Annotated in this window: 20 protein-coding genes and 1 pseudogene; 20 read left to right on the forward strand and 1 reads right to left on the reverse strand. The window is 73.0% G+C overall.

The annotated features are described in order from the left end of the window. Positions 1 to 37 precede the first annotated feature (37 nt). From AC0AIB_RS13990 to AC0AIB_RS14000, 3 genes and pseudogenes are all read left to right on the forward strand, one after another. Positions 38 to 871, forward strand: coding sequence for a siderophore-interacting protein (locus AC0AIB_RS13990; RefSeq protein ID WP_328343900.1), 834 nt, complete (start codon positions 38 to 40; stop codon positions 869 to 871). 92 nt (positions 872 to 963) lie between these two features. Then, the gene (gene dnaG / locus AC0AIB_RS13995; RefSeq protein WP_465096797.1) at positions 964 to 2,838 is read left to right on the forward strand and encodes a DNA primase; all 1,875 of its coding nucleotides are present in this window, start codon (positions 964 to 966) and stop codon (positions 2,836 to 2,838) included. A gap of 317 nt (positions 2,839 to 3,155) precedes the next feature. Further along, positions 3,156 to 3,608 (forward strand): annotated as a pseudogene (locus AC0AIB_RS14000) (hypothetical protein); the annotation flags it as partial. A 213-nt stretch (positions 3,609 to 3,821) separates the two neighbouring features. Here the strand turns inward: AC0AIB_RS14000 and AC0AIB_RS14005 are convergent. Further along, positions 3,822 to 4,067, reverse strand: a complete 246-nt coding sequence (locus tag AC0AIB_RS14005) for a flavin reductase (RefSeq protein ID WP_091238453.1) — start codon at positions 4,065 to 4,067, stop codon at positions 3,822 to 3,824. A gap of 349 nt (positions 4,068 to 4,416) precedes the next feature. Between AC0AIB_RS14005 and AC0AIB_RS14010 the strand changes: the two genes are divergently transcribed. The 17 genes from AC0AIB_RS14010 to AC0AIB_RS14090 all read left to right on the forward strand — a co-directional run bounded on the left by AC0AIB_RS14010 (position 4,417) and on the right by AC0AIB_RS14090 (position 22,775). Further along, complete coding sequence (locus AC0AIB_RS14010; RefSeq protein WP_465096798.1) at positions 4,417 to 5,220, forward strand: helix-turn-helix domain-containing protein; 804 nt, start codon at positions 4,417 to 4,419, stop codon at positions 5,218 to 5,220. Next, positions 5,211 to 5,402, forward strand: a complete 192-nt coding sequence (locus AC0AIB_RS14015) for a DUF397 domain-containing protein (protein ID WP_465096799.1) — start codon at positions 5,211 to 5,213, stop codon at positions 5,400 to 5,402. The genes AC0AIB_RS14010 and AC0AIB_RS14015 overlap by 10 nt, the downstream gene beginning before the upstream one ends. 94 nt (positions 5,403 to 5,496) lie before the next feature. Further along, positions 5,497 to 5,937: a hypothetical protein gene (locus tag AC0AIB_RS14020; protein WP_328343910.1), complete on the forward strand. Its 441-nt coding sequence runs from the start codon at positions 5,497 to 5,499 to the stop codon at positions 5,935 to 5,937. Positions 5,938 to 6,151: 214 nt separating this feature from the next. Next, positions 6,152 to 7,105: a YihY/virulence factor BrkB family protein gene (locus tag AC0AIB_RS14025; protein ID WP_328343912.1), complete on the forward strand. Its 954-nt coding sequence runs from the start codon at positions 6,152 to 6,154 to the stop codon at positions 7,103 to 7,105. A 349-nt stretch (positions 7,106 to 7,454) separates the two neighbouring features. Beyond that, positions 7,455 to 8,633 (forward strand): ROK family transcriptional regulator, encoded by a 1,179-nt coding sequence (locus tag AC0AIB_RS14030; RefSeq protein ID WP_328343914.1) that lies wholly within the window; start codon positions 7,455 to 7,457, stop codon positions 8,631 to 8,633. Then, positions 8,630 to 10,216, forward strand: coding sequence for a sugar ABC transporter ATP-binding protein (locus AC0AIB_RS14035; RefSeq protein WP_328343916.1), 1,587 nt, complete (start codon positions 8,630 to 8,632; stop codon positions 10,214 to 10,216). The genes AC0AIB_RS14030 and AC0AIB_RS14035 overlap by 4 nt, the downstream gene beginning before the upstream one ends. A gap of 31 nt (positions 10,217 to 10,247) precedes the next feature. Beyond that, complete coding sequence (locus tag AC0AIB_RS14040) at positions 10,248 to 11,366, forward strand: ABC transporter permease (RefSeq protein ID WP_328343917.1); 1,119 nt, start codon at positions 10,248 to 10,250, stop codon at positions 11,364 to 11,366. A gap of 127 nt (positions 11,367 to 11,493) precedes the next feature. Next, positions 11,494 to 12,549 carry a substrate-binding domain-containing protein gene (locus AC0AIB_RS14045; RefSeq protein WP_328343918.1) on the forward strand — a complete coding sequence of 352 codons (1,056 nt, stop codon included), beginning with the start codon at positions 11,494 to 11,496 and terminating at the stop codon, positions 12,547 to 12,549. A 20-nt stretch (positions 12,550 to 12,569) separates the two neighbouring features. Then, entirely contained in the window at positions 12,570 to 13,778 is a 1,209-nt protein-coding gene (locus tag AC0AIB_RS14050; protein ID WP_328343919.1) for a Gfo/Idh/MocA family protein, read from the forward strand. Between the two features lie 469 nt (positions 13,779 to 14,247). Continuing rightward, positions 14,248 to 15,417, forward strand: a complete 1,170-nt coding sequence (locus tag AC0AIB_RS14055; protein ID WP_328343920.1) for an inositol-3-phosphate synthase — start codon at positions 14,248 to 14,250, stop codon at positions 15,415 to 15,417. After that, positions 15,414 to 16,385: an SCO3242 family prenyltransferase gene (locus AC0AIB_RS14060; protein ID WP_465096800.1), complete on the forward strand. Its 972-nt coding sequence runs from the start codon at positions 15,414 to 15,416 to the stop codon at positions 16,383 to 16,385. Before AC0AIB_RS14055 ends, AC0AIB_RS14060 begins: the two co-directional genes overlap by 4 nt. Then, positions 16,382 to 17,362: a sugar phosphate isomerase/epimerase family protein gene (locus AC0AIB_RS14065; protein ID WP_328343923.1), complete on the forward strand. Its 981-nt coding sequence runs from the start codon at positions 16,382 to 16,384 to the stop codon at positions 17,360 to 17,362. The genes AC0AIB_RS14060 and AC0AIB_RS14065 overlap by 4 nt, the downstream gene beginning before the upstream one ends. Positions 17,363 to 17,397: 35 nt before the next feature. Continuing rightward, the gene (locus AC0AIB_RS14070; protein ID WP_328343925.1) at positions 17,398 to 18,000 is read left to right on the forward strand and encodes an EboA domain-containing protein; all 603 of its coding nucleotides are present in this window, start codon (positions 17,398 to 17,400) and stop codon (positions 17,998 to 18,000) included. Continuing rightward, on the forward strand, positions 18,001 to 18,855 hold the full coding sequence (locus tag AC0AIB_RS14075) for a TatD family hydrolase (RefSeq protein WP_328343927.1): 855 nt from the start codon (positions 18,001 to 18,003) through the stop codon (positions 18,853 to 18,855). Next, on the forward strand, positions 18,855 to 20,108 hold the full coding sequence (gene eboE / locus AC0AIB_RS14080; protein ID WP_465096801.1) for a metabolite traffic protein EboE: 1,254 nt from the start codon (positions 18,855 to 18,857) through the stop codon (positions 20,106 to 20,108). Before AC0AIB_RS14075 ends, eboE begins: the two co-directional genes overlap by 1 nt. A gap of 64 nt (positions 20,109 to 20,172) precedes the next feature. Beyond that, on the forward strand, positions 20,173 to 21,711 hold the full coding sequence (locus AC0AIB_RS14085) for an alkaline phosphatase family protein (RefSeq protein WP_328343931.1): 1,539 nt from the start codon (positions 20,173 to 20,175) through the stop codon (positions 21,709 to 21,711). Beyond that, positions 21,708 to 22,775, forward strand: coding sequence for a polyprenyl synthetase family protein (locus AC0AIB_RS14090; protein WP_328343933.1), 1,068 nt, complete (start codon positions 21,708 to 21,710; stop codon positions 22,773 to 22,775). The genes AC0AIB_RS14085 and AC0AIB_RS14090 overlap by 4 nt, the downstream gene beginning before the upstream one ends. Positions 22,776 to 22,880 lie beyond the last annotated feature (105 nt).

Genomic DNA, 22,880 nt, shown 5'->3' on the forward strand with positions numbered 1-22,880 from the left:
GGTGGGGTGGGGTGGGGAGTTAGGGTAGCCTTAGTGCATGGCGGAACGGGTTAGGGCGGTTACTTCGGCGCGGGTGGTGCGGGTGGGGCGGCCCACGCCGCATCTGGTGCGGCTCGTTCTCGGTGGGGAGGAGTTGGCGGGGCTGCCGGTGGGTGAGTTCACCGACCACTACATCAAGATCGTATTTCCGGTCGCCGGGGTCGACTATCCGCGCCCGATGGACTACGCGGCGATCCGTCGTGAGCTGCCACGCGAGCAGTGGCCGAGGCTGCGGGCGTACACCGTGCGGGCCTGGGACGCCTCGGCCGGAGAGTTGACCGTCGACGTGGTGCACCACGGGGACGAGGGGTTGGCCGGTCCGTGGGCGGCCGGGCTGCGGCCCGGCGACGAGGTGCTGTTCACCGGCCCGGGTGGGGCGTACGCGCCGGATCCGACGGCGGACTGGCACCTGCTGGTGGGCGACGAGAGCGCCCTGCCGGCGATCGCCGCCGCGCTGGAGCGGCTGCCCGAGGGTGCCCCGGCGGTCGTCCTGGTCGAGATCGCCGACCGGGCCGAGGAACAGCCGTTGCGCAGCCCCGGCGCGGTGGCGCTGACCTGGCTGCACCGGGGCGACAGGCCGGTCGGGGAGGCGCTGGTCGAGGCGGTGCGTGCGCTGGAGTTCCCGCCCGGTCGGGTGCATGCGTTCGTGCACGGCGAGGCCACCTTCGTCAAGGAACTGCGTCGGCTGCTGCGGGTCGAGCGGTCGGTGCCCCGGGAGGCGCTGTCCATCTCCGGCTACTGGCGGCAGGGCCTGGACGACGAGGGTTGGCGCTCCACCAAGCCGGACTGGAACCGTCAGGTCGAGGCCGAGGAGGCCGCCGCCGTCGGCTGACCTGGCCGCCGGCGGTGTGGGTCACCCGGCGTCCCCCCGGCGGCGGATCGTCGGTGCGGCAGGGCAGGATGTAGCCCGAGGGGGTGGCGTCGGTGGCTGGCCGGATCCGGGACGAGGACATCGCGTTGGTCCGCGAGCGCACCTCCATCGCCGAGGTCATCTCGGACACGGTGACCCTCAAGTCGGCAGGCGGCGGCAACCTCAAGGGCCTCTGCCCGTTCCACGACGAGAAGAGCCCGTCGTTCAACGTCTCGCCGGCCCGCAACGTCTTCTACTGCTTCGGCTGCGGGGTCGGCGGCGACGCGATCAAGTTCCTGATGGACGCCGAGCATCTCACCTTCGTCGAGTCCGTCGAGCGGCTCGCCGACCGGGTGGGCATCCAGCTCCGCTACGTCGAGGGTGACCAGGTCGCCCCCCGGGCCCGCCCGCAGCAGGGGCAGAAGCAGCGGCTGGTGGCCGCGCACGCCGCCGCCGTGGAGTTCTACCAGTCGCAGCTCACCACGGCCGGCGCCCGTCCGGCCCGGGAGTTCCTGGCCCGGCGCGGCTTCGACCGCGCCGCCGCGCAGCGGTACGGCTGCGGCTTCGCCCCGGACGCCTGGGACCTGCTCACCAAGCACCTGCGCCAGCAGGGGTTCAGCCATGACGAGCTGGTCACCGGTGGGTTGTCCCGGCCGTCCCGTTCGGGCACCCTGATCGACCGGTTCCGCCGCCGGCTGATGTGGCCGATCCGGGACATCGCCGGTGACGTGATCGGCTTCGGGGCGCGGAAGCTCTTCGACGACGACGACGGCCCGAAATACCTGAACACCCCCGAGACGCCGATCTACAAGAAGTCGCACGTCCTCTACGGCATCGACCAGGCCAAGCGGGAGATCGCCAAGCAGGGCCGGGTGGTGGTCGTCGAGGGCTACACCGACGTGATGGCGTGCCACCTGGCCGGGGTCCCCACCGCCGTGGCGACCTGCGGCACCGCCTTCGGCGCCGACCACATCTCCGTGCTGCGCCGGCTGCTGCTCGACACCGACGCGGTGGCCGGCGAGGTCATCTTCACCTTCGACGGGGACGCCGCCGGTCAGAAGGCCGCGCTGCGCGCCTTCGAGGACGACCAGCGCTTCGTCGGGCGTACCTTCATCGCGGTCAGCCCGGACAACATGGACCCGTGCGACCTGCGGCTGGCAAAGGGTGACCTGGCGATCCGCGACCTGGTGGCCCGCCGCGAGCCGCTTGTCGACTTCGCCCTCCGGCACGTGATCAACCGCTACGACCTGGACACGGTGGACGGCCGGGTGGAGGCGATGCGCCGGGCCGCCCCGCTGGTCGCCAAGATCAAAGACCTGGAGAAACGCCCCGAGTACGTCCGCAAGCTCGCCGGTGACCTCGGCATGGAGATAGAGCCGGTGCAGCGGGCGGTGCTGGCCGCCGCCCACGCTCCCGGTGAGCGGGAGGCCGCCGCCCCGCCCCGGGGCCGGACCCGCCCGGCCACGCCCGCAGTGGACAGTCCGGAGTCGATGGTCGAGCGGGAGGCGTTGAAGCTCGCCCTGCAGGAGCCGGTCCTCGCCGGGCCGATGTTCGACGCGGTCGAGGCTGTGGAATACCGGCACCCGGTGCACGTCGCCGTCCGTACGGCGATAGCGGCGGCCGGCGGGGTGGCGACGGCGGCCGGCGGCGCGGTGTGGATCGAGGCGGTCCGCGACGCCTGCGAGGACCTGGCCGCCCAGGCGCTCGTCGGTGAGCTGGCCGTGGAGCCCTTGCGGCTCGACGGCGAACCCGACCCGAGGTACGTCTCCAGTACCCTCGCCCAGTTGCAGTGGGGCTCGGTGACCGCCCGGATCCGGGACCTCAAGTCCAAGATCCAGCGGATCAACCCGGTCAACCAGAAAGACGAGTACTTCGCCCTGTTCGGGGAACTGCTCTCGCTGGAACAGCACGCGCGGGCCCTGCGCGAGCAGGCCGCAGGAGGACTCTGATGGGACTGTTCGGCCGCAAACCCAAGCTGCCGCCCGCCGCCCGCCCCGCGCTGGCCGCCGGTGAACGGGTGCTGGCCTGGGCCGCCGCCGGCACACCGACCGCCGCCGGCACACCGACCGCCGCCGGCAGCGCCGGCACACCGACCGGCGCTCCTGCCCGCGCGTCGGCAGGGGGCGACGACGAGGGTACGGCCACCCGTGCCGGCGCGGCGGCAGCTGCCAGCAGCAGCGAGGACGCCCCGGACGCTGTCGACGACGGTGCTTCGGCAGGCGTGGGCGACGGTGCTTCGGCAGGCGTCGACGGCGGGGGGAGCACCTCAGCGCCGGCGGGTGCCGGTGGCGGGGTGCTGGTGGCCACCAACCTCGGGCTCTGGCTGCCCGGCCGGGGAGAGCGGCTGGGCTGGCACGACATCCTCAAGGCCGTCTGGTCCGGGCGGGAGCTGACCGTCACGGTGGCGGAGACGGTCGCCGAGCGGGACGGCTACCAGGTGGTCGCCGACCGTCCCGTCGAGACGTACCTGCTGCTCGATCCGGGGGACCTGCCGCATCAGGTGCGCGCGCGGGTGACCCGCTCGGTGGCGTACACCCAGCAGCACGCGGTGCCCGGCGGCTCAGGCCGGATCGCGGCCCGGCGGGTGGCCGGGGCGGACGGTCTGACCTGGACGGTCCGCTACGACCCCGGCACCCCGGTCGACGCCGACGGGGTACGCGCCGAGACCGACCAACTCGTCGCCGCCGCCCGCGCCGCCACCGCCCCCGCCGACCTCTGACCCGGAACGGGTGTCGCCCCGCGCGGTCGCTGGACGCGTTCGCACCTGCGACGACAGGGCGGGTATCAAAGCGAAGCCGACACCGCTCCACCGACCCCACTGAGTTGATCACGGGGCTGCGAACCCGGACCCGGGTAGATCTTGGTGGCAAACGGCCCCCAGAGGGGCCGAAATCCTCCAAGATCTCAGTCGCTCGGCCTCGAACCGGTCAGGTCATCGGGCTCGCGCCCAGGTGACGATGCGTGCGGTCAGGTCGGGTGGCGTGACGCCGTCGTGCAGGGTGGCGAGGTCGCTCATCGCCTCGCCCAACAGGGTGCCCAGGTAGAACAACAGGGCGGTGCGATCCTCGCGGTACTCCCCGAGCAGCGCCAGTCGGGCCGGCGAGCACGGCCAGGCTGCCCCGCACACCCGGCAACGCCAGGAGGGGCGGGCAGCCACATGCGGGCGGTAGCGGGGCATTGGTGTCTATCCCTTCCGCCGCTGCGCGGTGTGGGGTACCGCGAGAGCCTGCGAATGCCGCCGGGACATGGATCGCCGCTGTGCGGCCGGCGGTACCGCGATGACATGCGGGTGTCGCCGGGGAACGGGTCGCATGGTCGAGCCTCCGTCAACGGTGGAGGGGAGCGCCCGCCGACATCGTCGTCAGCGGACGCTCCCGGCCTGGTTCCGCCCACCGTCCGATCCCGGGAGCGGTTCCGCTGTGTGACAGTCTGTTGATGTTCCGGCTACGGTGGGAGGTCTGACCCGCCGACGGCCGGGGCGTGGTTCGGCCGATTCCGACTGGTACGACGATGTATGGAGGCTGTCCGTGGAAAGCTCGTCCATGCTGGACTACTTCGCGGAGGAGTTGCGGCTGGCTCGGGCCGCCACCGGGATGTCCCAGGCGACGCTGGCCGAGGCGCTGAGCTACTCGGGCGCGCTGGTGGCCAAGGTGGAGACCTGCGAGCGTCGACCGAGCCTGGACTTCGCGCGCCGCTGCGACGCGGTGCTCGCCACCGACGGCCGGTTCGAGCGCATCCAACGCCGAATCAGTCGCGAAACCGTGGTGCCCTGGGCGCGTGATTGGACCGGCATCGAGTACGAGGCAACCGCGCTGCGCTGGTTCGAGCCGATCTGTGTGCCGGGGCTTCTGCAGACCGAGGCATACGCTCACGCATTGTTGTCCGGCGGCGGGTTGTTCGCGTCTGACGAGATCGAGCAGCAGGTGGCGGCGCGGCTGGATCGTCAGGCGGTGCTCCCCCGCGACCGGCCGCCGCTGCTCACCGCCGTCATTGACGAGTACGTGCTGCGTCGCCGGATCGGCGGCTCGGAGGTGATGCACGAACAGTTGCGCCACCTGGTGAAGCTCGGCTCGACGCTGCCCCGGGTCCGAATCCAGGTCGTGCCGCTATCTGCCGGCGCGTACCCTGGGATCAATGGCCCCTTCGTGATCGCCACCTCACCCCAGGGGGAGGACGTCGTCTACCAGGAGGGTCAGCTCCACGGACAGGTGATCGACCGTTCCGACTTTCTGCGGCAGATGGTCGAGGTTTGGGAGTCGATCCGGGGCGAGGCACTATCGCAGCAGCAGTCTCTTGAGTTGATAGCGGAAGTGGCGGAGACATGGATCTGAGTGGTGCCCGGTGGCGCAAGAGCAGCCGCAGCAACGGCCAGGGTGGGGCGTGCGTCGAGGTGGCGGACAACCTACCCGGCGTGGTGGTGGTGCGTGATTCCAAGGACCCGGGCGGGCCGGTGCTGGCTTTCGGCCCGTCGGCCTGGTGCGCGTTCGTCGTCGGGGTCGTCGGGCGCTCGTAGCCTCCGCGCCGGCCCGCCAGGAGGCGGTGCTGCCAGGAAGTGGTGGCCGTGTAGCCCGCTACTTTCACCGCGACCCGTGCTGAGGCTGAATGGCATGCGTTTGCTGAAATTTCTGGACGAGTTGGCGGACCATGTCCGGGCTCAGGTCAATGATGAGACCCAGGTGCGGGTCGTGGGGAGTGGTGTCAGGAGGGCGGTCGAGGTCGCGCCGGGTAATGCGAAGGCTTGTGGCTTCACCGTCTTTCCGCAGGACGCGGATGAGCTGACGATCGAGTTCGGCGAGATGTCCATCCTCGATTTCGTTGACGAGTCGCCCGAGGAGTTGTTCCTTGCCTGTCGAGAAGTGGTAGATGCGATTATTGCCGGCAAGGTGTCGGAGGTGGTCTACCTGAAAGGCGTGGTGCCGGTGCGGGCGGTGGCCCGCCTGGGACTGCCGGATCGAGTGATGACCGCGCATACTTTGCAGGGCTTTTCAGTCTTTTCCCGTAGCGGAAGAACCGTCCAGTACGAGCCGTATCCGGCCGCGACCACATAGCCCCTGGCGAGTCGGGTCAGCCGGTGACGCGGGCATCTCCCTCCGCAGTTGGGTCCGGCTGGTGGTGCTGTGGGTGGCGCTTGTGGCTTCGGCGTACCCGGAGGGTCGTCCCGCCGGTCGTAGTGGATGGGGTCTGCGCTGCCGGTGAGGGGTTAGCCGGCGGCTCCGACGGGGCATGTCGGAGGGCGACATCCGCAGATCAGGAGGAGGGGCGATGGCCTCGGACGGTCCCACCGACCTGCCCCGCGCGGACTGGAAGGCGGCGCTCAAGCGCACCGGACGGGAGTTCCAGGAGGACAGCCTGACCGACTGGGCCGCCGCGCTCACCTACTACGGCGTGCTGTCGATCTTCCCCGGGATGCTGGTGCTGATCTCGATCCTCGGCCTGCTCGGCGAGCGGGCCACCAGCGGGGTCCGGGACACTGTCGGCCAGGTGGTGCCGGAGGAGAGCATCCGCACCATCATCCAGACCGCGATCGACCAGGCCGGCGAGTCCGGCGGGCTGGCGAGCATCGCCGCGGTCGTCGGTCTGGTCGCCGCCTTCTGGTCGGCCTCCGGCTACGTGGGTGCGTTCATGCGCGCCTCGAACAGCATCTACGACGTGCCCGAGGGGCGGCCGGTCTGGAAGACGCTGCCGATCCGGCTCGGGGTGACCGCCCTGGTCGGGGTGCTGCTGCTCGCCGCCGCGGTGATCGTGGTCTTCACCGGCGGGCTCGCCGAGCAGGTCGGCAGCGCCATCGGGCTCGGCTCCACGGCGGTGACGGTGTGGAACATCGCCAAGTGGCCGGTGCTGCTGGTGCTGGTCAGCCTGATGTTCGCCATCCTCTACTGGGCCTCGCCCAACGCCCGGCACGGCGGTTTCCGCTGGGTCAGCCCGGGTGGGGTGCTGGCGGTGCTGCTCTGGCTGCTCGTCTCCGGCCTCTTCGCCGCGTACGTGAGCAACTTCGGGTCCTACAACAAGACCTACGGCGCGCTGGCCGGCGTGATCATCTTCCTGGTCTGGCTCTGGCTGAGCAACATCGCCATCCTCCTCGGTGCCGAGTTCGACGCCGAGCTGGAGCGGGGCCGGGCCATCTCCGCCGGCCACGACCCCGACGAGGAGCCGTACGTCGAGCTGCGCGACGACCGCAAGCTGCGCAAGAAGCGCAACGCCGCCCCCGGCCGCTGACGGCCGGCCGACCTGCCGCCCGCCCGTCTCCATCCCGCCCAGCCCCGCCCCGCCGCGTCTGACGCGGCGGGGCGGCGGCTTGTCACGGCACGCCCTGCTCTGGTAAAGGTTCCGCCGCACGTCACGGGCCTGGTATGCGAGGGTCGCCACCGTGGTGGTAGCAGGTCGTTGCGGATGTTTCTCGGTCTGTCAACCTTTTCTTGATCGACTGGTAGCTTTTGTTCGTTCGGACAAAAGTTGCCATCGGAACGACTGAAGGTATGGACAGGTGCCTCGGAAGTCTCTTACTGTGTCGACCACAACACAACGGCGTGACGTGAATGTGAACCCTGAGGCGGAGGTGAGACCCGTGCGGACGGCAGATCCCCTGCACGTGCAGCTCCTGCGGCTGCTCCGTGACGAGGGGCCCGCGTCCCGGGCCGAGCTGGGTGACCGGTTGCAGATGCCCCGGCCCCGGCTCCTCGCCGAGTTGGAGCGTCTGGTCGGGCTGGGCCTGGTGGCCGAGGCCGGACTGGCCGCCTCCCGTGGCGGACGCCGCTCCACCCTGGTCGAGTTGAACCCCGACCTCCGGTTCGCCGCCGTCGACATGGGCGCCAGCTCGATCGACGTCGAGGTGGTCAACGGCCGGCTGGAGCCGGTCGCCGCGTACGCCGAGGTCGCCGACATCCGCTCCGGCCCGAAGGCCATCCTGCACCGGGTCAACGACCTGCTGCACAAGGCCCGGGTGGACGGGGCGTACGAGCGGCTCAACGGCGTCGGCGTCGGCGTACCCGGGCCGGTGAGCTTCCGCGACGGGCTGCCGGTGTCACCGCCGATCATGCCCGGCTGGGACCGCTACCCGGTGCGCGAACTGCTCAGCCGGGAGCACGGCTGCCCGGCGGTGGTCGACAACGACGTGAACATCATGGCGATCGGCGAGCGGCACGGGGGGGTGGCGCACTCGGTCGACGACTTCCTCTTCATCAAGATCGGCACCGGAATAGGGTGTGGGATCTACCTCAGCGGCGAGGTCTACCGGGGCACCGACGGCTGCGCCGGGGACATCGGGCACATCCAGGTCGACGCCGGTGGTCCCACCTGCTCCTGCGGCAACGCCGGCTGCCTGGAGGCCGTGTTCAGCGGGGCGGCCCTGGCCCGGGAGGCCGGCGTGGCCGCCCGTACCGGCGCGTCGCCGGCGCTGGCCGAGCGGCTCGCCGAGCGGGGCGCGGTCTCGGCCCGCGACGTCGCCGAGGCGGCGATCGAGGGCGACGTGGTCTGCATCCAGCTCATCCGCGACGGGGGCCGCCGGGTCGGGCAGGTGCTGGCCGGCCTGGTCAGCTTCACCAACCCGTCGATGATCGTCATCGGCGGCGGGCTGGCCCACCTCGGGCACATCCTGCTCGCCGAGATCCGCAGCGTGGTCTACCGGCGGTCGCTGCCGCTGGCCACCGGCAACCTGCCGGTCGTCCTGTCCGAGCTGGGACCGCGCGCCGGCGTCGCCGGCGCGGCCGTCCTCGCCAGCGACGTCGCCTTCGGGGAGGCATCATGAGCAACGCACCGACCTCCGCCGCCGGGGACAGCCCGCTGGTCGAGGCACCCGCCGACACCGTCGCCGGTGAGGTGGTGCTCCGGCTGACCGACGTGGTCAAGACCTTCCCCGGGGTACGCGCCCTCGACGGCGTGCAGCTCGAGGTGCGGGCCGGCGAGGTGCACTGCCTGCTCGGGCAGAACGGCGCCGGCAAGTCCACCCTGATCAAGGTGCTCGCCGGGGTGCACCGGCCGGACTCCGGCCAGGTGGAATGGCGCGGCGAACCGGCTCACTTCGCCAACCCGCAGGCCGCCATGCGCGCCGGCATCGCCACCATCTACCAGGAGCTCGACCTGGTCGAGGACCTCTCCGTCGCCGAGAACGCCTTCCTCGGCCACGAGCCGAAGGTCGCCGGGTTCGTCCGGCGCGGGCTGATGGCCCGGCGTACCCGGGAGATCCTGAGCCGGCTCGGCCACGGCGAGATCCCGCCCGGCCGGATGGTCCGGGCGCTGCCGGCCGCCGGCAAGCAGGTGGTCAGCATGGCCCGCGCGCTCTCCCACGAGGCCCGACTGATCATCATGGACGAGCCGAGCGCGGTGCTCGCCCACGACGAGGTGGACAACCTCTTCCGGATCATCAGGGAACTCACCGCCCAGGGCATCGCGGTCATCTACATCTCGCACCGGATGGAGGAGATCCGCGAGATCGGCGACCGGGTCACCGTGCTCAAGGACGGCCGGACCACCGCGGCGAACCTGCCGGCCCGGGAGACCCCGACCCGCGACCTGGTGGCCCGGATGACCGGTCGGAACATCGAGTACGTCTTCCCGGACCGCCCGACCGCGCCGGCCGCCGGCGACGAGCTGCTGCGGGTGGAGGGGCTGAGCCGGACCGGCGAGTTCGCCGACGTCTCGCTCAGCGTCCGTCCCGGCGAGATCGTCGGCATCGCCGGGCTGGTCGGCTCCGGCCGCTCGGAACTGCTGGAGACGATCTACGGCGCCCGCCGCGCCGAGTCCGGCAGCGTCCGGATGGGCGGCCGGGCCCTGCGTCCGGGCAGCGTCGGCGCGGCCGTGCGGGCCGGCATGGGGATGGCCCCGGAGGAGCGCAAGAGCCAGGCGCTGCTGCTCGGCGAGCCGATCCACCGCAACGTCACCCTGGCCACCTTCACCCGGTACGCCCGCCTCGGCTTCACCAACGCCGGGCGCGAGCGGGCCGAGGCGGAACGGATCGCCGACGACCTCCAGCTCCGGCCCAACGACGTGCGCCGGGCGGTACGCACCCTGTCCGGCGGCAACCAGCAGAAGGTGGTGGTCGGGCGCTGGCTGCTCGGCGACACCCGGCTGCTGCTGCTCGACGAGCCGACCCGGGGGGTGGACGTGGGGGCCCGTGCCGAGCTGTACCGGGTGATCCGCGGCCTGGCCGCGCAGGGGGTCGGCGTGCTGCTGGTCTCCAGCGAGGTACCCGAGGTGCTCGGTCTGGCCGACCGGGTGCTGGTGATGCGCGAGGGCCGGATGGTGCGCGAGGCGCCCGCCGGCGAACTGGACGAGAACACCGTGCTCGACCTCGTCATGGCGGGGTCTCTGATGGAAGGCGCGCCGGCATGAGCGAGCGCAGTGCACATAACGAGGTGACAGCATGAGTGAGTCGACCGGGACCGCGACGCCGGACCGGCCGGCGGACCTGCCGGCCCAGTCCCCGCCTGTCGACCCGGCGGTGACGGCGGAGGTCAAGGAGAAGCCCAGGTCGGGCGGGTTGTCCTTCTGGCAGGGCGACGGGGGTGAGGGCGCGAAGCGTAACCTCGGCCTGATCGCCGTGCTGGTGGTGCTCGTCGTGATCGGGGCGGCCACCCGCTGGGACCTCTACTCCAACCCGGACTGGGTGTGGGGCAACACGCTGACCATCCTCAAGCTCGCCTCGGTGGTCGGGGTGGTCACCGTCGGGATGACCTTCGTGATCATCGGCGGCGGCATCGACCTGTCGGTCGGCGCGATCGTCGCCCTCGCCGGGGTGTGGGCGACCACGCTCGCCACCCAGAGCTACGGCGCCGGCGGCATGATCTTCACGGCGATCGTGGTCGGCACGGCGGTCGGCGTGGTCAACGGGATCCTCATCTCCTACGGGCGGTTGGTGGCGTTCATCGCCACGCTGGCCATGATGGTCGCCGCCCGGGGCCTGGCCGCCCAGATCTCCGGCAAGCAGACCCAGGTGTCGAACAACAGCTTCATCAACGGCATCGCCAGCACCGAACTGCTCGGCATCCCGCTGCTCGTCTACATCCTGGCCGCCGTGGTGGCCGCCGGTTGGGTGCTGCTCAACCGGACCACCTTCGGCCGGCGTACGGTCGCCGTGGGTGGCAACCCGGAGGCGGCCCGGCTCGCCGGCATCAACGTCCGGCGGCACACCCTGCTGCTCTACGCGCTCTCCGGCCTCTGCTGCGGCATCGCCGCGATCATGCTGACCGCGCAGGCCAACTCCGCCCAGGCGGCCATGGCCAACCTCTACGAGCTGGACGCGATCGCCGCGGCCATCATCGGCGGCACGCTGCTCAGCGGCGGCCGGGGCACCATCATCGGTTCCCTGCTCGGGGTGCTGATCTTCTCCACCATCACCAACCTCTTCGCCATCAACGGCCTCTCCACCGAGGCGCAGAACATGGTCAAGGGCGGCATCATCGTCGGCGCCGTCCTGATCCAGCAGGTGCAGTTCCGCAGCGTCAGCCAGTTCTTCAGCCGTAACCGGACCACCACCGCCTGACGGACCGCGTCGCCCGACCGGGCGCGGCCCCACCCTTCGCACCATCGCATCGCTCGACGGCCACCGACGGTGGCCGGGATCAGTACGCCCTTTTCACCCCCACCATCCGTCATTTCAGGAGGTCGTCATGACCCACCCCCGTGACCTGTCCCGTCGCCGGTTGCTCTTCGGCGGCGCGGCGGTCGGCGCCGGCGTGCTCCTCGCCGGCTGCACCAGCAACGAGGCCACACCGACCGCGGCCCAGACCAAGGCGGCCGACAACGCCGAGGGCGGCAACAGCGCCCCCGGCAAGAAGGTCACCATCGGCTTCTCCGCCCCGGCCGCCGACCACGGCTGGATCGCCGCCATCACCAACAACGCCAAGGCGCAGGCCGGGGCGTACTCGGACGTGGACTTCAAGACCGTCGAGGCGGGCGCGGACGCGGCTGCCCAGCGGGCCGCGCTGTCCACCCTGGTCGCCCAGAAGCCGGACGTCATCGTGGTGCTGCCGCACGACGGCAAGGAGCTCAACGCCTTCGGCCTGGAGGCGATGAAGGCCGGCATCCCGGTGGTCAACCTGGACCGGGCCTTCCCGGACGCGCTGGCCTACCGGCTGCAGATCATGGGCGACAACTACGGCATGGGCGTGGCCGCCGCGAACTACATCGTGGCGCAGCTCAAGGCCAAGGGCGTCAGCGCCCCGGTCATCGGCGAGATCCCCGGCATCGACTCGCTGGAGCTGACCCAGCAGCGCTCGAAGGGCTTCGCCGAGACCCTCGCCGTGGCCGGCTTCAAGGTGGCCAACCGGCGGCCGGCGGAGTTCACCGCCGACTCCGGCCAGCAGGCCGCGACCGGCCTGTTCCAGGCGCTGCCGAAGATCGACGCGATCTGGAACCACGACGACGACCAGGGCATCGGTGTCCTGGCCGCGGTCAACCAGGCCAACCGCAAGGAGTTCTTCATGGTCGGCGGCGCCGGCTCGAAGAAGGCCATGGAGGACATCCAGGCCGACAACACGGTGCTCAAGGCGACCGTGACCTACAGCCCGTCGATGGCCTCCTCGGCCATCTCCCTGGCCCGCCTGATCGCCCAGGGTAAGGGCATGTCCGACCTGGTGGAACTCCAGGTGCCCAAGGAGATCGTGCTCGCCTCGGAGACGATCACCAAGGAGAACGCGAGCAACTACCTCAAGCTCGGGTTCTGATACACGGGGGGAGACCCACCTTGTCCACTCACCACAGCGAACTCCGGGTCGGCATGATCGGCTACTCGTTCATGGGCGCCGCGCACTCACAGGCGTGGCGCACCGTGAACCGGGTGTACGACCTGCCCGCCCGGGTGCGGATGGCACAGATCTGCGGCCGGGACGCCGCGAAGGTCGCCGAGGCAGCCGACCGGCTGGGCTGGGACACGCACACCACAGACTGGCGTGCCCTGGTCGCCTCGGACGACATCGACGTGGTCGACATCTGCACACCAGGTGACAGCCACGCCGAGATCGCGCTCGCCGCGCTCGCCGCCGGTAAGCACGTGATCTGCGAGAAACCGCTGGCCAACACGGTGGACGAGGCGCGGGAGATGACCGCCGCCGCAGCCACCGCCGGGGCCGCCGGGGTCCGGTCGATGTGCGGGTTCAACTACCGCCGGGTGCCCGCCGTCGCCCTGATGCGACAGCTGGTCGCCGAAGGCCGGCTCGGGACGATCCGCCACGTCCGCGCGACGTACCTGCAGGACTGGATCGTCGATCCGCAGTTCCCGCTGGTCTGGAGGTTGCAGAAGGACAAGGCGGGCTCCGGTGCGCTCGGCGACATCGGGGCGCACATCATCGACCTGACCCAGTACGTGACCGGGCAACTGATCACCGGGGTCAGCGCGGTGACCGAGACGTTCGTCAAGGAGCGTCCCCTGCCGGGTGAGTCGAGCGGCCTGGCCGCGCAGGTCGACGGCAGCGCGACGGCGACCGGCACGGTCACCGTCGACGACGCCGCGATCTTCGTGGCCAGGCTCGACGACGGCGCGCTCGCCACGTACGAGGCGACCCGGTTCGCCACCGGCCGCAAGAACGCCCTCCGGGTGGAGATCAACGGTTCGCTCGGTTCGGTGGTGTTCGACCTGGAACGCCTCAACGAACTGGAGTTCTACGACGCCTCCCGGCCGGCGACCGAGCAGGGATTCGCCCGGATCCTGGTCACCGAGGCGGAGCACCCGTACATGTCGGCGTGGTGGCCGCCGGGCCACATCATCGGCTACGAGCACTCCTTCACCCACGAGATGCGCGACTTCGTCGAGGCGGTCGCCACCGGCGTCGACCCGACCCCGTCGTTCGCCGACGCGTTGCAGGTCCAGTTGGTGCTGGACGCGGTGACCCGCTCGGCGGAACTCGGTTCGCAGTGGACCGACGTCGAGCCGGCCCTGGCCGCGCTCGCCGTCTGACCAGCCACCTCCGCCGCCGACCGGCGAGGGACCGGCCGCGGTTGCGCCCCGCGGCCGGGCCGGGGTCGGTGACGGAGGGCGTGCACCAGGGCCACCCGGCCCGGGACACGCAACCGATGGCCGTCCGGTGCGGCCGGACCGGGATTCCCCGGTCGCACCGGAGGGCCGCCATGATAGATAGATGAAGGTGATTCTGGGTACCACTGTGGAACCCGGGTCGCCACCACCATTCGTCCGGTCGAGGGCGCGCCGCCGCCGTCGGCCGGATGCGGGGAGACAGGGCCGAGACGCCGAACCGGCCCTGCCTGCCGGCCCCGTCCGCACGCCGTACGGGAGCCGGGTACGGCGTCGACGCCGCCGACGTCGACGCCGTACCCGGCACCACCCCGGACGACCGGGCGGGCGGGGCCACCCGTGCCCACCCGTACGACTCGACCGACAGGACGTTCCACCCGACGGAAGGAGCACCATGCGTACGGGTGTCTGGCTGGTGGGAGCGCGCGGTTCCGTCGCGACCACCGGCATCGTCGGGGGGCTCGCCCTACGGGCCGGCCTCACCGGCCCCACGGGCTGCGTCACCGAACTGCCCGACCTGCGTGGGCCGGCCCTGCCCGGCTTCGCCGACCTGGTCTTCGGCGGCCACGACGTGGCCACCACCCCGCTGACCAAGCGGGCCGAGGCGCTCGCCGCCGCCGGGGTCCTGCCCGGGCGACTGGCCACCGCGCTCGCCGCCGACCTGGCCGCCGTCGAGGACGACCTGCGGCCCGCGCCGACCGGCGGCAGTCAGGCCGAACGGGCCGCCGCGATCACCGCCGACCTGACCGCGTTCCGCGAGCGGCACCGGCTGGACCGGGTGGTGGTGGTCAACGTCTCGGCCACCGAACCGGCCCCGCCGCCGCACCCCGGCCACGCCGACCCGGACGCCCTGCGCGCCGCGCTCGCCGGCCCCGACGAGGTGCTGCCGCCCAGCTCGCTGTACGCGTACGCGGCCGTCGAGGCGGGCTGCCCGTACGTCGACTTCACCCCGTCCACCGGGCTGCGCCTGCCGGCGCTCGCGGCGCTTGCCGCCCAGCGCGGCCTGCCGTACGCCGGGCACGACGGCAAGACCGGGGAGACCCTGGTCAAGTCGGTGCTCGCCCCGATGTTCGCGATGCGTCACCTCGCGGTGCGCTCCTGGTCCGGGGTCAACCTGCTCGGCGGCGGCGACGGGGCGACCCTGGCCGAGCCGGGCGCCAACGCCGCCAAGGTGGACAGCAAGCAGCGGGTGCTCGGCGAGACGCTCGGCTACGTGCCGCAGGGCGGCACCCGGATCGAGTACGTCGAGGACCTGGGCGACTTCAAGACCGCCTGGGATCTGATCACCTTCGCCGGGTTCCTCGGCACCGGGATGCGGATGGAGTTCACCTGGCACGGCTGCGACTCCGCGCTGGCCGCCCCACTGGTGCTCGACCTGGCCCGGCTCGCCGCCGCCGCGCACGCCGCCGGGCGCGTCGGACCCCTGCCCGAGCTGGCGTTCTTCTTCAAGGACCCGATCGACTCGCCCACCCACTCGCTGAGCGAGCAGTGGCAGCGGCTCGTCGACTTCACCCGGGAGTTGCACGCCTTCACCCGGGAGCTGCACGCCGGGGGTGCCGGGTGACCAGCCTGGCCGACCTGGCCGAGCTGGTCCGGGCACCGGCCGCGCTCTCCGTACCCGGGGATCTGGTGGCCGGGGCGGCGGCGGCCGGAGTGCTCGGTCCGCGTACCGCCGGGTTGGCCGGGGCGTCGGTGCTGCTCTACTGGGCCGGGATGGCCGCCAACGACTGGGCCGACCGTGGGCTGGACGCCGAGGAACGACCGGAACGACCGATCCCCAGCGGCCGGGTCAGCCCGAGCGCCGCCGCCGGGATCGCCGCCGGGCTCACCGTGGCCGGCCTGGGCCTGGCCGCCGCCGTGGGCGGCCGGCGGGCCACCGCCGTCGCGCTCCCGCTCGCCGCCACCATCTGGGGGTACGACGTGGTGGCCAAGAACACCGCCGCCGGCCCCGCCGTGATGGCCGCCTGCCGAGGGCTGGACGTGCTGCTCGGCGCGTCGCCGGGTCGACCGGTCCGGGCGCTGCCGGCGGCGTTGACAGTCGCCGCGCACACCTGGACGGTCACCGCCCTGTCCCGACGCGAGGTGACCGGCGCCGACGCCGCCCTGCCCCGGCGTACCCTCGCCGGCACCGCGCTCGTCGCGTTGGCCGCCACCACCCTGCCCCGCCCCACCGGTCGACCGTCCCCGGGGGACGACGCGGTGCCGGCGTCGACCGGCGCGGCCGGTGACCCCGGTCGCCGCACCGCACCGGGCGTCCGCGCCGGTGCCGCCGGTGTCGGCCGCTCGCTCGCCGCCGCGCTGCCGGTCGGCCTGGCCGGCTGGTACGTCGCCCGCTACGGCGGCGCGCAGGTCCGGGTGGCCGCAGACCCCACCGCCGGCCGGGTCCGGGCGGCCGTCGGGGCCGGGATCACCGGCCTGCCGTCGTTGCAGGGCGCGCTCACCGCCCGGGCCGGCGCCGGCCTGCTCGGTGCGCTTGTCGCCCTCGCCGCGCCGCTCGGCGGCCGGTTGGCCCGGAAGCTCTCCCCGACATGACCGTCCCGCAGCCCACTGGCCCGGCCGGCAGCTCGCAGCGCGGCCCGACCACGGGCGACGGTGTGCCCGCCGGCGGGGTGGACCGGCTCCGGTTCGGCTACGGCACCAACGGGTTCGCCAACCACCGGCTCGACGACGCCCTGACGGTGCTGGCCGACCTCGGCTACGAGGGGATCGCGCTCACCCTGGACCACGACCACCTCGACCCGTACGCGCCGGGGCTGGCCCGCCGGGTCGACGCGGTGGCGCGGCGGCTGGCCGCGCTCGGCCTCGGCGTGGTGGTCGAGACCGGCGCCCGGTTCCTGCTCGACCCGTGGCGTAAACACGCCCCGACGCTGCTGCACGACGACCCGGCCGGTCGGGTCGACTTCCTGGAACGGGCGGTACGGGTCGGCGCGGACCTCGGCGCGGAGGCGGTCTCCTTCTGGGCCGGGGTCCGGCCCGGCCACGTCACCCCGGAGGTCGCCCGCGACCGGCTGGTCGCCGGGTGCGCCACGGTGGTCGCCGCCGCCGACCGGGCCGGGGTGACCCTGGGCTTCGAGCCGGAGCCCGGGATGCTCGTCGAGGACATCGCCGGCTGGCGGTGGCTGCGCCACGCCCTCGGCGAGCCGGCGTGCTTCGGCATCACCCTCGACATCGGACACTGCCGGTGCCTGGAGTCGGCGACCGTGCCCGACTGCGTGCACCAGGTGGCCGAACACCTGGTCAACGTGCAGATCGACGACATGCGCCGGGGGGTGCACGAGCACCTGGAGTTCGGCACCGGCGAGATCGACTTCCCGCCGGTGCTGCGCGCCCTGGCCGACGGCGGCTACCGGGGGCTGGTCGCCGTGGAACTGCCCCGGCACTCGCACGCCGCGCCCACCGTGGCGGCCCGGTCGCTGGACTTCCTGCGGACCGCCGCCCGGCAGGCCGGCCTCACCCCGGACACGCGACCCGCGCCGGTCGGGGCCGACCGCACCACCGGGGTGGACTGACCACCGCCGACCGCACACCTGGGGAGGGGAGACGGATGACACCGGATCGACTGCGGGCCGCGCTGGAGGGCGTACCCGATCCCGACTGGCTGGAGACCGCGCTGCGCCGCGTCGCGGCCGAGCCCGGCACGGTGGCGCGGTACTTCCCGGCCGCCGCCCGGCGGTGCGGCCGGCACGAGCTGCCTGCCGCACCCGGCTGGACCGCCGACGAGGCGGCCCGGACGCTGCTGCTTGTCGCGCTCCCCGCCGACCTGGCCGCCGGGCAGGCCGAGGAGGTGTACCGGTACGGCGACGCCGCCGAGAAGCGGGCCGTGCTCAAGGCCCTGCCGCTGCTGCCGATCGGGACGGCCGGGGTGTCGCTGCTGCACGACGCGATCCGCACCAACGACACCCGGCTGGTCGCCGCCGCGCTCGGCCCGTACGCCCGGCACCTGGCACCGGAGGCCTGGCGGCAGGCGGTGCTCAAGTGCGTCTTCATCGGGGTGCCGCTGGCCGCCGTCGCCGACCTGGACACCCGCGCCGACGGGGAGCTGGCCGCGATGCTCGCCGCGCTCGCCGCGGAACGGCACGCCGCCGGCCGGCAGCTCCCCGCCGACGCCACCGCACTGCTCGACCGGCTCACCATCAGGGAGGCGTGAATGCGCATCTTCGACCCGCACATCCACATGACGTCGCGGACCACCGACGACTACGAGCGGATGGCCGCCGCCGGGGTCCGCGCCGTGGTCGAGCCGGCCTTCTGGCTGGGGCAGCCGCGCACCAGCGCCGCCTCCTTCGCCGACTACTTCGACTCGCTGATCGGCTGGGAGCCGTTCCGGGCCGCACAGTTCGGGGTCCGGCACCACGCCACCGTGGCGCTGAACCCCAAGGAGTCCAACGACCCGCGCTGCCGCCCGGTGCTCGACCTGCTGCCCCGCTACCTGGAGAAGGACGCCGTGGTCGCGGTCGGCGAGATCGGCTACGACGACATGACGCCGGCCGAGGACGAGGCGTTCGCCACCCAGCTCGCCCTGGCCGTCGACCACGACCTGCCCGCCCTGGTGCACACCCCGCACCGGGACAAGGCGCGCGGCGTCGAGCGCAGCCTCGCGGTGGTCGCCGAGAGCGGCATCGCGCCCGGCCGGGTGGCGTTGGACCACCTCAACGAGGTGACCGTGAAGCTGGCCCGGGACAGCGGCTGCTGGCTGGGCTTCTCGATCTACCCGGACACCAAGATGTCGCCGCCGCGGATGGTGGAGCTGCTGCGCACGTACGGCACCGAGCGGATGCTCGTCAACTCGGCCGCCGACTGGGGCCGCTCCGACCCGCTGCTGACCCGGGCCACCGGCGAGGCGATGCTGGCCGCCGGGTTCACCGACGACGACGTCGACCTGGTGCTCTGGCGCAACCCGGTGGAGTTCTACGGGCAGTCCGGTCGGCTCGACCTGACCGACCTGGACGCCCCGGCCACCGGCACCTTCGAGGGCAACTCCATCCTGCGCGGCGGCGACTGATGCGGCTGCGGCACGCCGACGGCAGCACCGTCCACCTCGGCTACTGCACCAACGTGCACCCCGCCGAGGACACCGCCGGCGTCCTCGCCCAACTCGACACGTACGCGCTGCCGGTGCGCGAGACGCTCGGCTCGGACCTGCTCGGCCTGGGGCTGTGGCTGGCCGCCCCGGTCGCCGCCGAGCTGGCCGCCGACCCGGCCGCCCGGCGTCGGCTGCGCGCCGAGCTGACCCACCGGGGACTGGAGGTGGTCACCCTCAACGGCTTCCCGTACGCGGCCTTCCAGGCCCCGGTGGTCAAGGGCGCGGTCTACCACCCGGACTGGACCACCGGGCAGCGACTGCGATACACCCTCGACCTGGCCCGGGTGCTTGCCGACCTGCTACCCGACGACGCCGCCCGGGGATCGATCTCCACCCTGCCACTGGCCTGGCGGCAGCCCTGGGACGCGGCCCACGCCGACACTGCCCGCCGCCGGCTCGCCGCGCTCACCGCGGGGTTGGCCGAGGTGGAACGGGACACCGGCCGCCCGGTGCGGGTGGGCTTCGAGCCGGAACCGGGCTGCGTGGTGGAGAGCAGCGGGCAGGCCGCCGCGCTGCTGTCCGGTCTGGACCCGGACCGGCTCGGCATCTGTCTCGACCTGGCCCATCTCGCCTGCGCCTGGGAGGAGCCCGTCGAGGCGCTGGCCCGGTTGCGCGCCGCCGGCCTGCCGGTGGTCAAGGTGCAGGTCTCCGCCGCCCTGGAGTCGGCCGACCCGGTCGCCGACGCCGAGGCGCTGGGCCGCTGGGTCGAGCCGCGCTTCCTGCACCAGACCCGGACCGCCGGCTGCGCCCACGCCGTCGACCCGGCTGACCCGGCGTACGCGGCCGACGACCTGGACGCCGCGCTGGCCGCGCGGTTGCCGGGGGCCTGGCGGGTGCACTACCACGTGCCGCTGCACGCCCCGCCCGAGCCGCCGCTGACCTCGACCCTGCCGGTGTTGCGCACCGCGCTGGGCGCGCTGCTCGGCGGCCCGACCGCCGGCTGCGACCACCTGGACGTCGAGACGTACACGTGGGGGGTGCTGCCGGCGGCACGGCGTCCACGCACCGACGCGGAGCTGGCCGTCGGGATCGCCGCCGAGCTGGCCTTCGCCCGCGACGAACTGGTCACCCTCGGCCTTAGCCCGGCCGACCGAGCCACCCCCGACCGGGCGACCAACGGCCTTAGCCCGGTCGACCGAGCCGTCCCGACGATCCTGGGAGCACGACGATGAACGAGCGCCACCGACCCGGCACGACGAGGTGCCACCGCCGCGCCGGGCGCAGCGAGGTGTCGGCGTGAGCCGCCGGCTGGTGGTGCTGGACGTGGTCGGGCTGACCCCCCGGCTGCTGGCCCACATGCCCCGGCTGCGTGCCGTCGCCGAGCAGGGTTTCTCGGCCGAGCTGGGTACAGTGCTGCCGGCGGTGACCTGCTCGGCGCAGGCCACCCTGCTGACCGGCGAGCCGCCGGCCGGGCACGGCATCGTCGGCAACGGCTGGTACTTCCGCGACCTCGGCGAGGTGCTGCTGTGGCGGCAGCACCACGCGCTGGTCGGCGGGGAGAAGGTCTGGCAGGCGGCCCGCCGGGTCGAGCCCGGCTACACGGTGGCCAACGTCTGCTGGTGGTACGCGATGGGCGCGGACGTCGACTGGACCGTCACGCCCCGGCCGATCTACTACGCCGACGGGCGCAAGGAACCGGACTGCTGGACCGATCCGCCGGAGCTGCACGACACGCTCACCGACGCCCTGGGCACCTTCCCCCTGTTCACCTACTGGGGCCCGGGGGCCGGGCTGCCCTCGTCCCGGTGGATCTGCCGGGCGGCCGAGCGGATCCTCGCCGACCAGGCCCCCGACCTGACCCTGGTGTACGTCCCGCACCTCGACTACGACCTGCAACGCTTCGGCCCGTCCTCGCCCCGGGCGGCCGCCGCGGCGGCGGAGCTGGACGCGGTGCTCGCCCCACTGCTGGACGCCGCGCGGGCCGCCGACGCGACAGTGGTGGCGCTATCCGAGTACGGCATCACCGAGGTCTCCCGCCCGGTGGACGTCAACCGGCTGCTACGCGCCGAGGGGCTGCTGCGGGTCTACACCCAGGACGGCATGGAATACCTGGACCCGTGGACGTCCCGGGCGTTCGCCGTCGCCGACCACCAGATCGCCCACGTCTACGTGAAGGACCCGGCGGACGTGGCGGCGGTGGCGAAGCTCTGCGCCGGGCTGCCCGGGGTGGCCGAGGTGCTCGACGCCGAGGGCAAGGCGGCGGCCGGGCTGGACCACGAGCGGGCCGGCGAACTGGTGCTGGTGGCCGAGCCGGACTCCTGGTTCACCTACTACTACTGGCTGGACGACGACCGCGCCCCGGACTTCGCCCGCAACGTCGAGATCCACCGCAAGCCCGGGTACGACCCGGCGGAGCTGTTCTTCGACCCGGCCGCACCGGGGGCGGCGAAACGGCGGGCGGGGATCGCCCTGGCCCGCAAGAAGCTCGGCATGCGGTACCTGATGAGCGTGGTCGGTCTGGACGCGGGGGCGCGGGCGGTCCGTGGCTCGCACGGCCGGTTGCCGGCCGACCCGGCGGACGGGCCGGTGCTGATCTGCTCCGACCCGTCCGCCGCCCGGGACACCTTCGCCGCCACCGAGGTCAAGGCGTTGCTGCTGGACCTGGCCGGTCTGGGCCCGGCCACCGCGCCGACGGCTGCGGCCGGCGCTGGTGCCGTACCGACGGCTGCGGCGGGTGCGGATGCCGTACCGACGGGTGCGGTGCCGGCCGGGGCGGATGCCGGCGCGGTGTCGGCGGACCCGACCGGTCCGCCGGGCACGGGGGAGCGGCGGTGACTGTCACCGCCACCGCGGCCGATGCCAGCGAGCTGCGGACCCGCTTCGACGCCGAACTGGTGGCCTTTCTCGACCGGCAGGGGCCGGACTGGCCGGACGGCGCGCCGCGCGGCATCTTCACCGCGCTGCACCGGTTCGTGCTGGCCGGGGGGAAGCGGTTGCGTCCGCTGTTCTGCTACTGGGGCTGGCGGGGGGCCGGGGGCGCGGACGACCGGCCGATCGTGGTGGCCGCGGCGGCGTTGGAGCTGTTCCACGCGTTCGCGCTGATCCACGACGACATCCTGGACGGCAGCGACCACCGCCGGGGCGCCCCCTCGGTGCACCGGGTCTTCGCCGAGCTGCACACCCGGTCGGCGTGGCGCGGCGACCCGGAGACCTACGGCCGGAACACCGCCCTGCTCTGCGGGGATCTCTGCGCGGCCTGGTCGGATCAGATGTTCCACGAGTGCGGGCTGACCTCCGCGCAGATCTGGCAGGGTTACCGGGTCTTCGCCCGGATGCGGACCGAGGTGATCGCGGGCGAGTACCTGGACCTGGTCTCGGGGGTCGGGGACGGCTCGGTGGCCAGCGCGCTCACCGTGATCCGGATGAAGGCGGCCCGGTACACGGTGACCCGGCCGTTGCAGATCGGTGCGGCGCTGGCCGGGGCCCCGGCGGAGCTGATCGCCGCGCTCGTCGACTTCGGCGACCCGCTGGGGGACGCGTTCCAGCTCCGCGACGACGTGCTCGGGGTCTTCGGCGATCCGGCGGTGACCGGTAAATCCATCCTGGACGACCTGCGGGAGGGCAAGCCGACGGTGATGATGGCACTGGCCCGTGACGCCGCCGACCGGGTGCAGGCCGCCCGGCTGCGCGACCTGTTCGGCAATCCCGAGCTGGACGCGGCGGGTGCCGCCGAGCTGCGGGCGATCATCGAGACCACCGGGGCGCGGGAAAAGATCGAGCGGTTGATCCGGGTCCGCGCGGACGCGGCGCGGGTCGCGCTCGCCCAGGTGCCGCTGGCGGAGCCGGCGCGCACCGCCCTGGCCGGGCTGGCCGACCAGGCCGTGCACCGCCAGCACTGACCCGCGCCGGTCCGGGCCCTTCGTCGCTCCGGGGCGCGGACCTCCGTGCGGTGAGCGGAGGTCCGTGGTGTTCCGACCGGCCGGAGCGTCTGTCCGTCTGGTGCG

The sequence above is a fragment of the Micromonospora sp. DSM 43699 genome, from assembly GCF_055517075.1.

Excerpts from the sequence above, each read along its gene's own strand:
- AC0AIB_RS14070 (WP_328343925.1), top strand. The coding sequence starts at position 17,398 with ATGACACCGGATCGACTGCGGGCCGCGCTGGAGGGCGTACCCGATCCC.
- AC0AIB_RS14040 (WP_328343917.1), top strand. The coding sequence starts at position 10,248 with ATGAGTGAGTCGACCGGGACCGCGACGCCGGACCGGCCGGCGGACCTG.
- AC0AIB_RS14015 (WP_465096799.1), top strand. The coding sequence starts at position 5,211 with ATGGATCTGAGTGGTGCCCGGTGGCGCAAGAGCAGCCGCAGCAACGGC.
- AC0AIB_RS14065 (WP_328343923.1), top strand. The coding sequence starts at position 16,382 with ATGACCGTCCCGCAGCCCACTGGCCCGGCCGGCAGCTCGCAGCGCGGC.
- AC0AIB_RS14020 (WP_328343910.1), top strand. The coding sequence starts at position 5,497 with ATGCGTTTGCTGAAATTTCTGGACGAGTTGGCGGACCATGTCCGGGCT.
- AC0AIB_RS14055 (WP_328343920.1), top strand. The coding sequence starts at position 14,248 with ATGCGTACGGGTGTCTGGCTGGTGGGAGCGCGCGGTTCCGTCGCGACC.
- AC0AIB_RS14045 (WP_328343918.1), top strand. The coding sequence starts at position 11,494 with ATGACCCACCCCCGTGACCTGTCCCGTCGCCGGTTGCTCTTCGGCGGC.
- eboE (WP_465096801.1), top strand. The coding sequence starts at position 18,855 with ATGCGGCTGCGGCACGCCGACGGCAGCACCGTCCACCTCGGCTACTGC.
- AC0AIB_RS14005 (WP_091238453.1), bottom strand. The coding sequence starts at position 4,067 with ATGCCCCGCTACCGCCCGCATGTGGCTGCCCGCCCCTCCTGGCGTTGC.
- AC0AIB_RS13990 (WP_328343900.1), top strand. The coding sequence starts at position 38 with ATGGCGGAACGGGTTAGGGCGGTTACTTCGGCGCGGGTGGTGCGGGTG.
- AC0AIB_RS14035 (WP_328343916.1), top strand. The coding sequence starts at position 8,630 with ATGAGCAACGCACCGACCTCCGCCGCCGGGGACAGCCCGCTGGTCGAG.
- AC0AIB_RS14075 (WP_328343927.1), top strand. The coding sequence starts at position 18,001 with ATGCGCATCTTCGACCCGCACATCCACATGACGTCGCGGACCACCGAC.
- AC0AIB_RS14025 (WP_328343912.1), top strand. The coding sequence starts at position 6,152 with ATGGCCTCGGACGGTCCCACCGACCTGCCCCGCGCGGACTGGAAGGCG.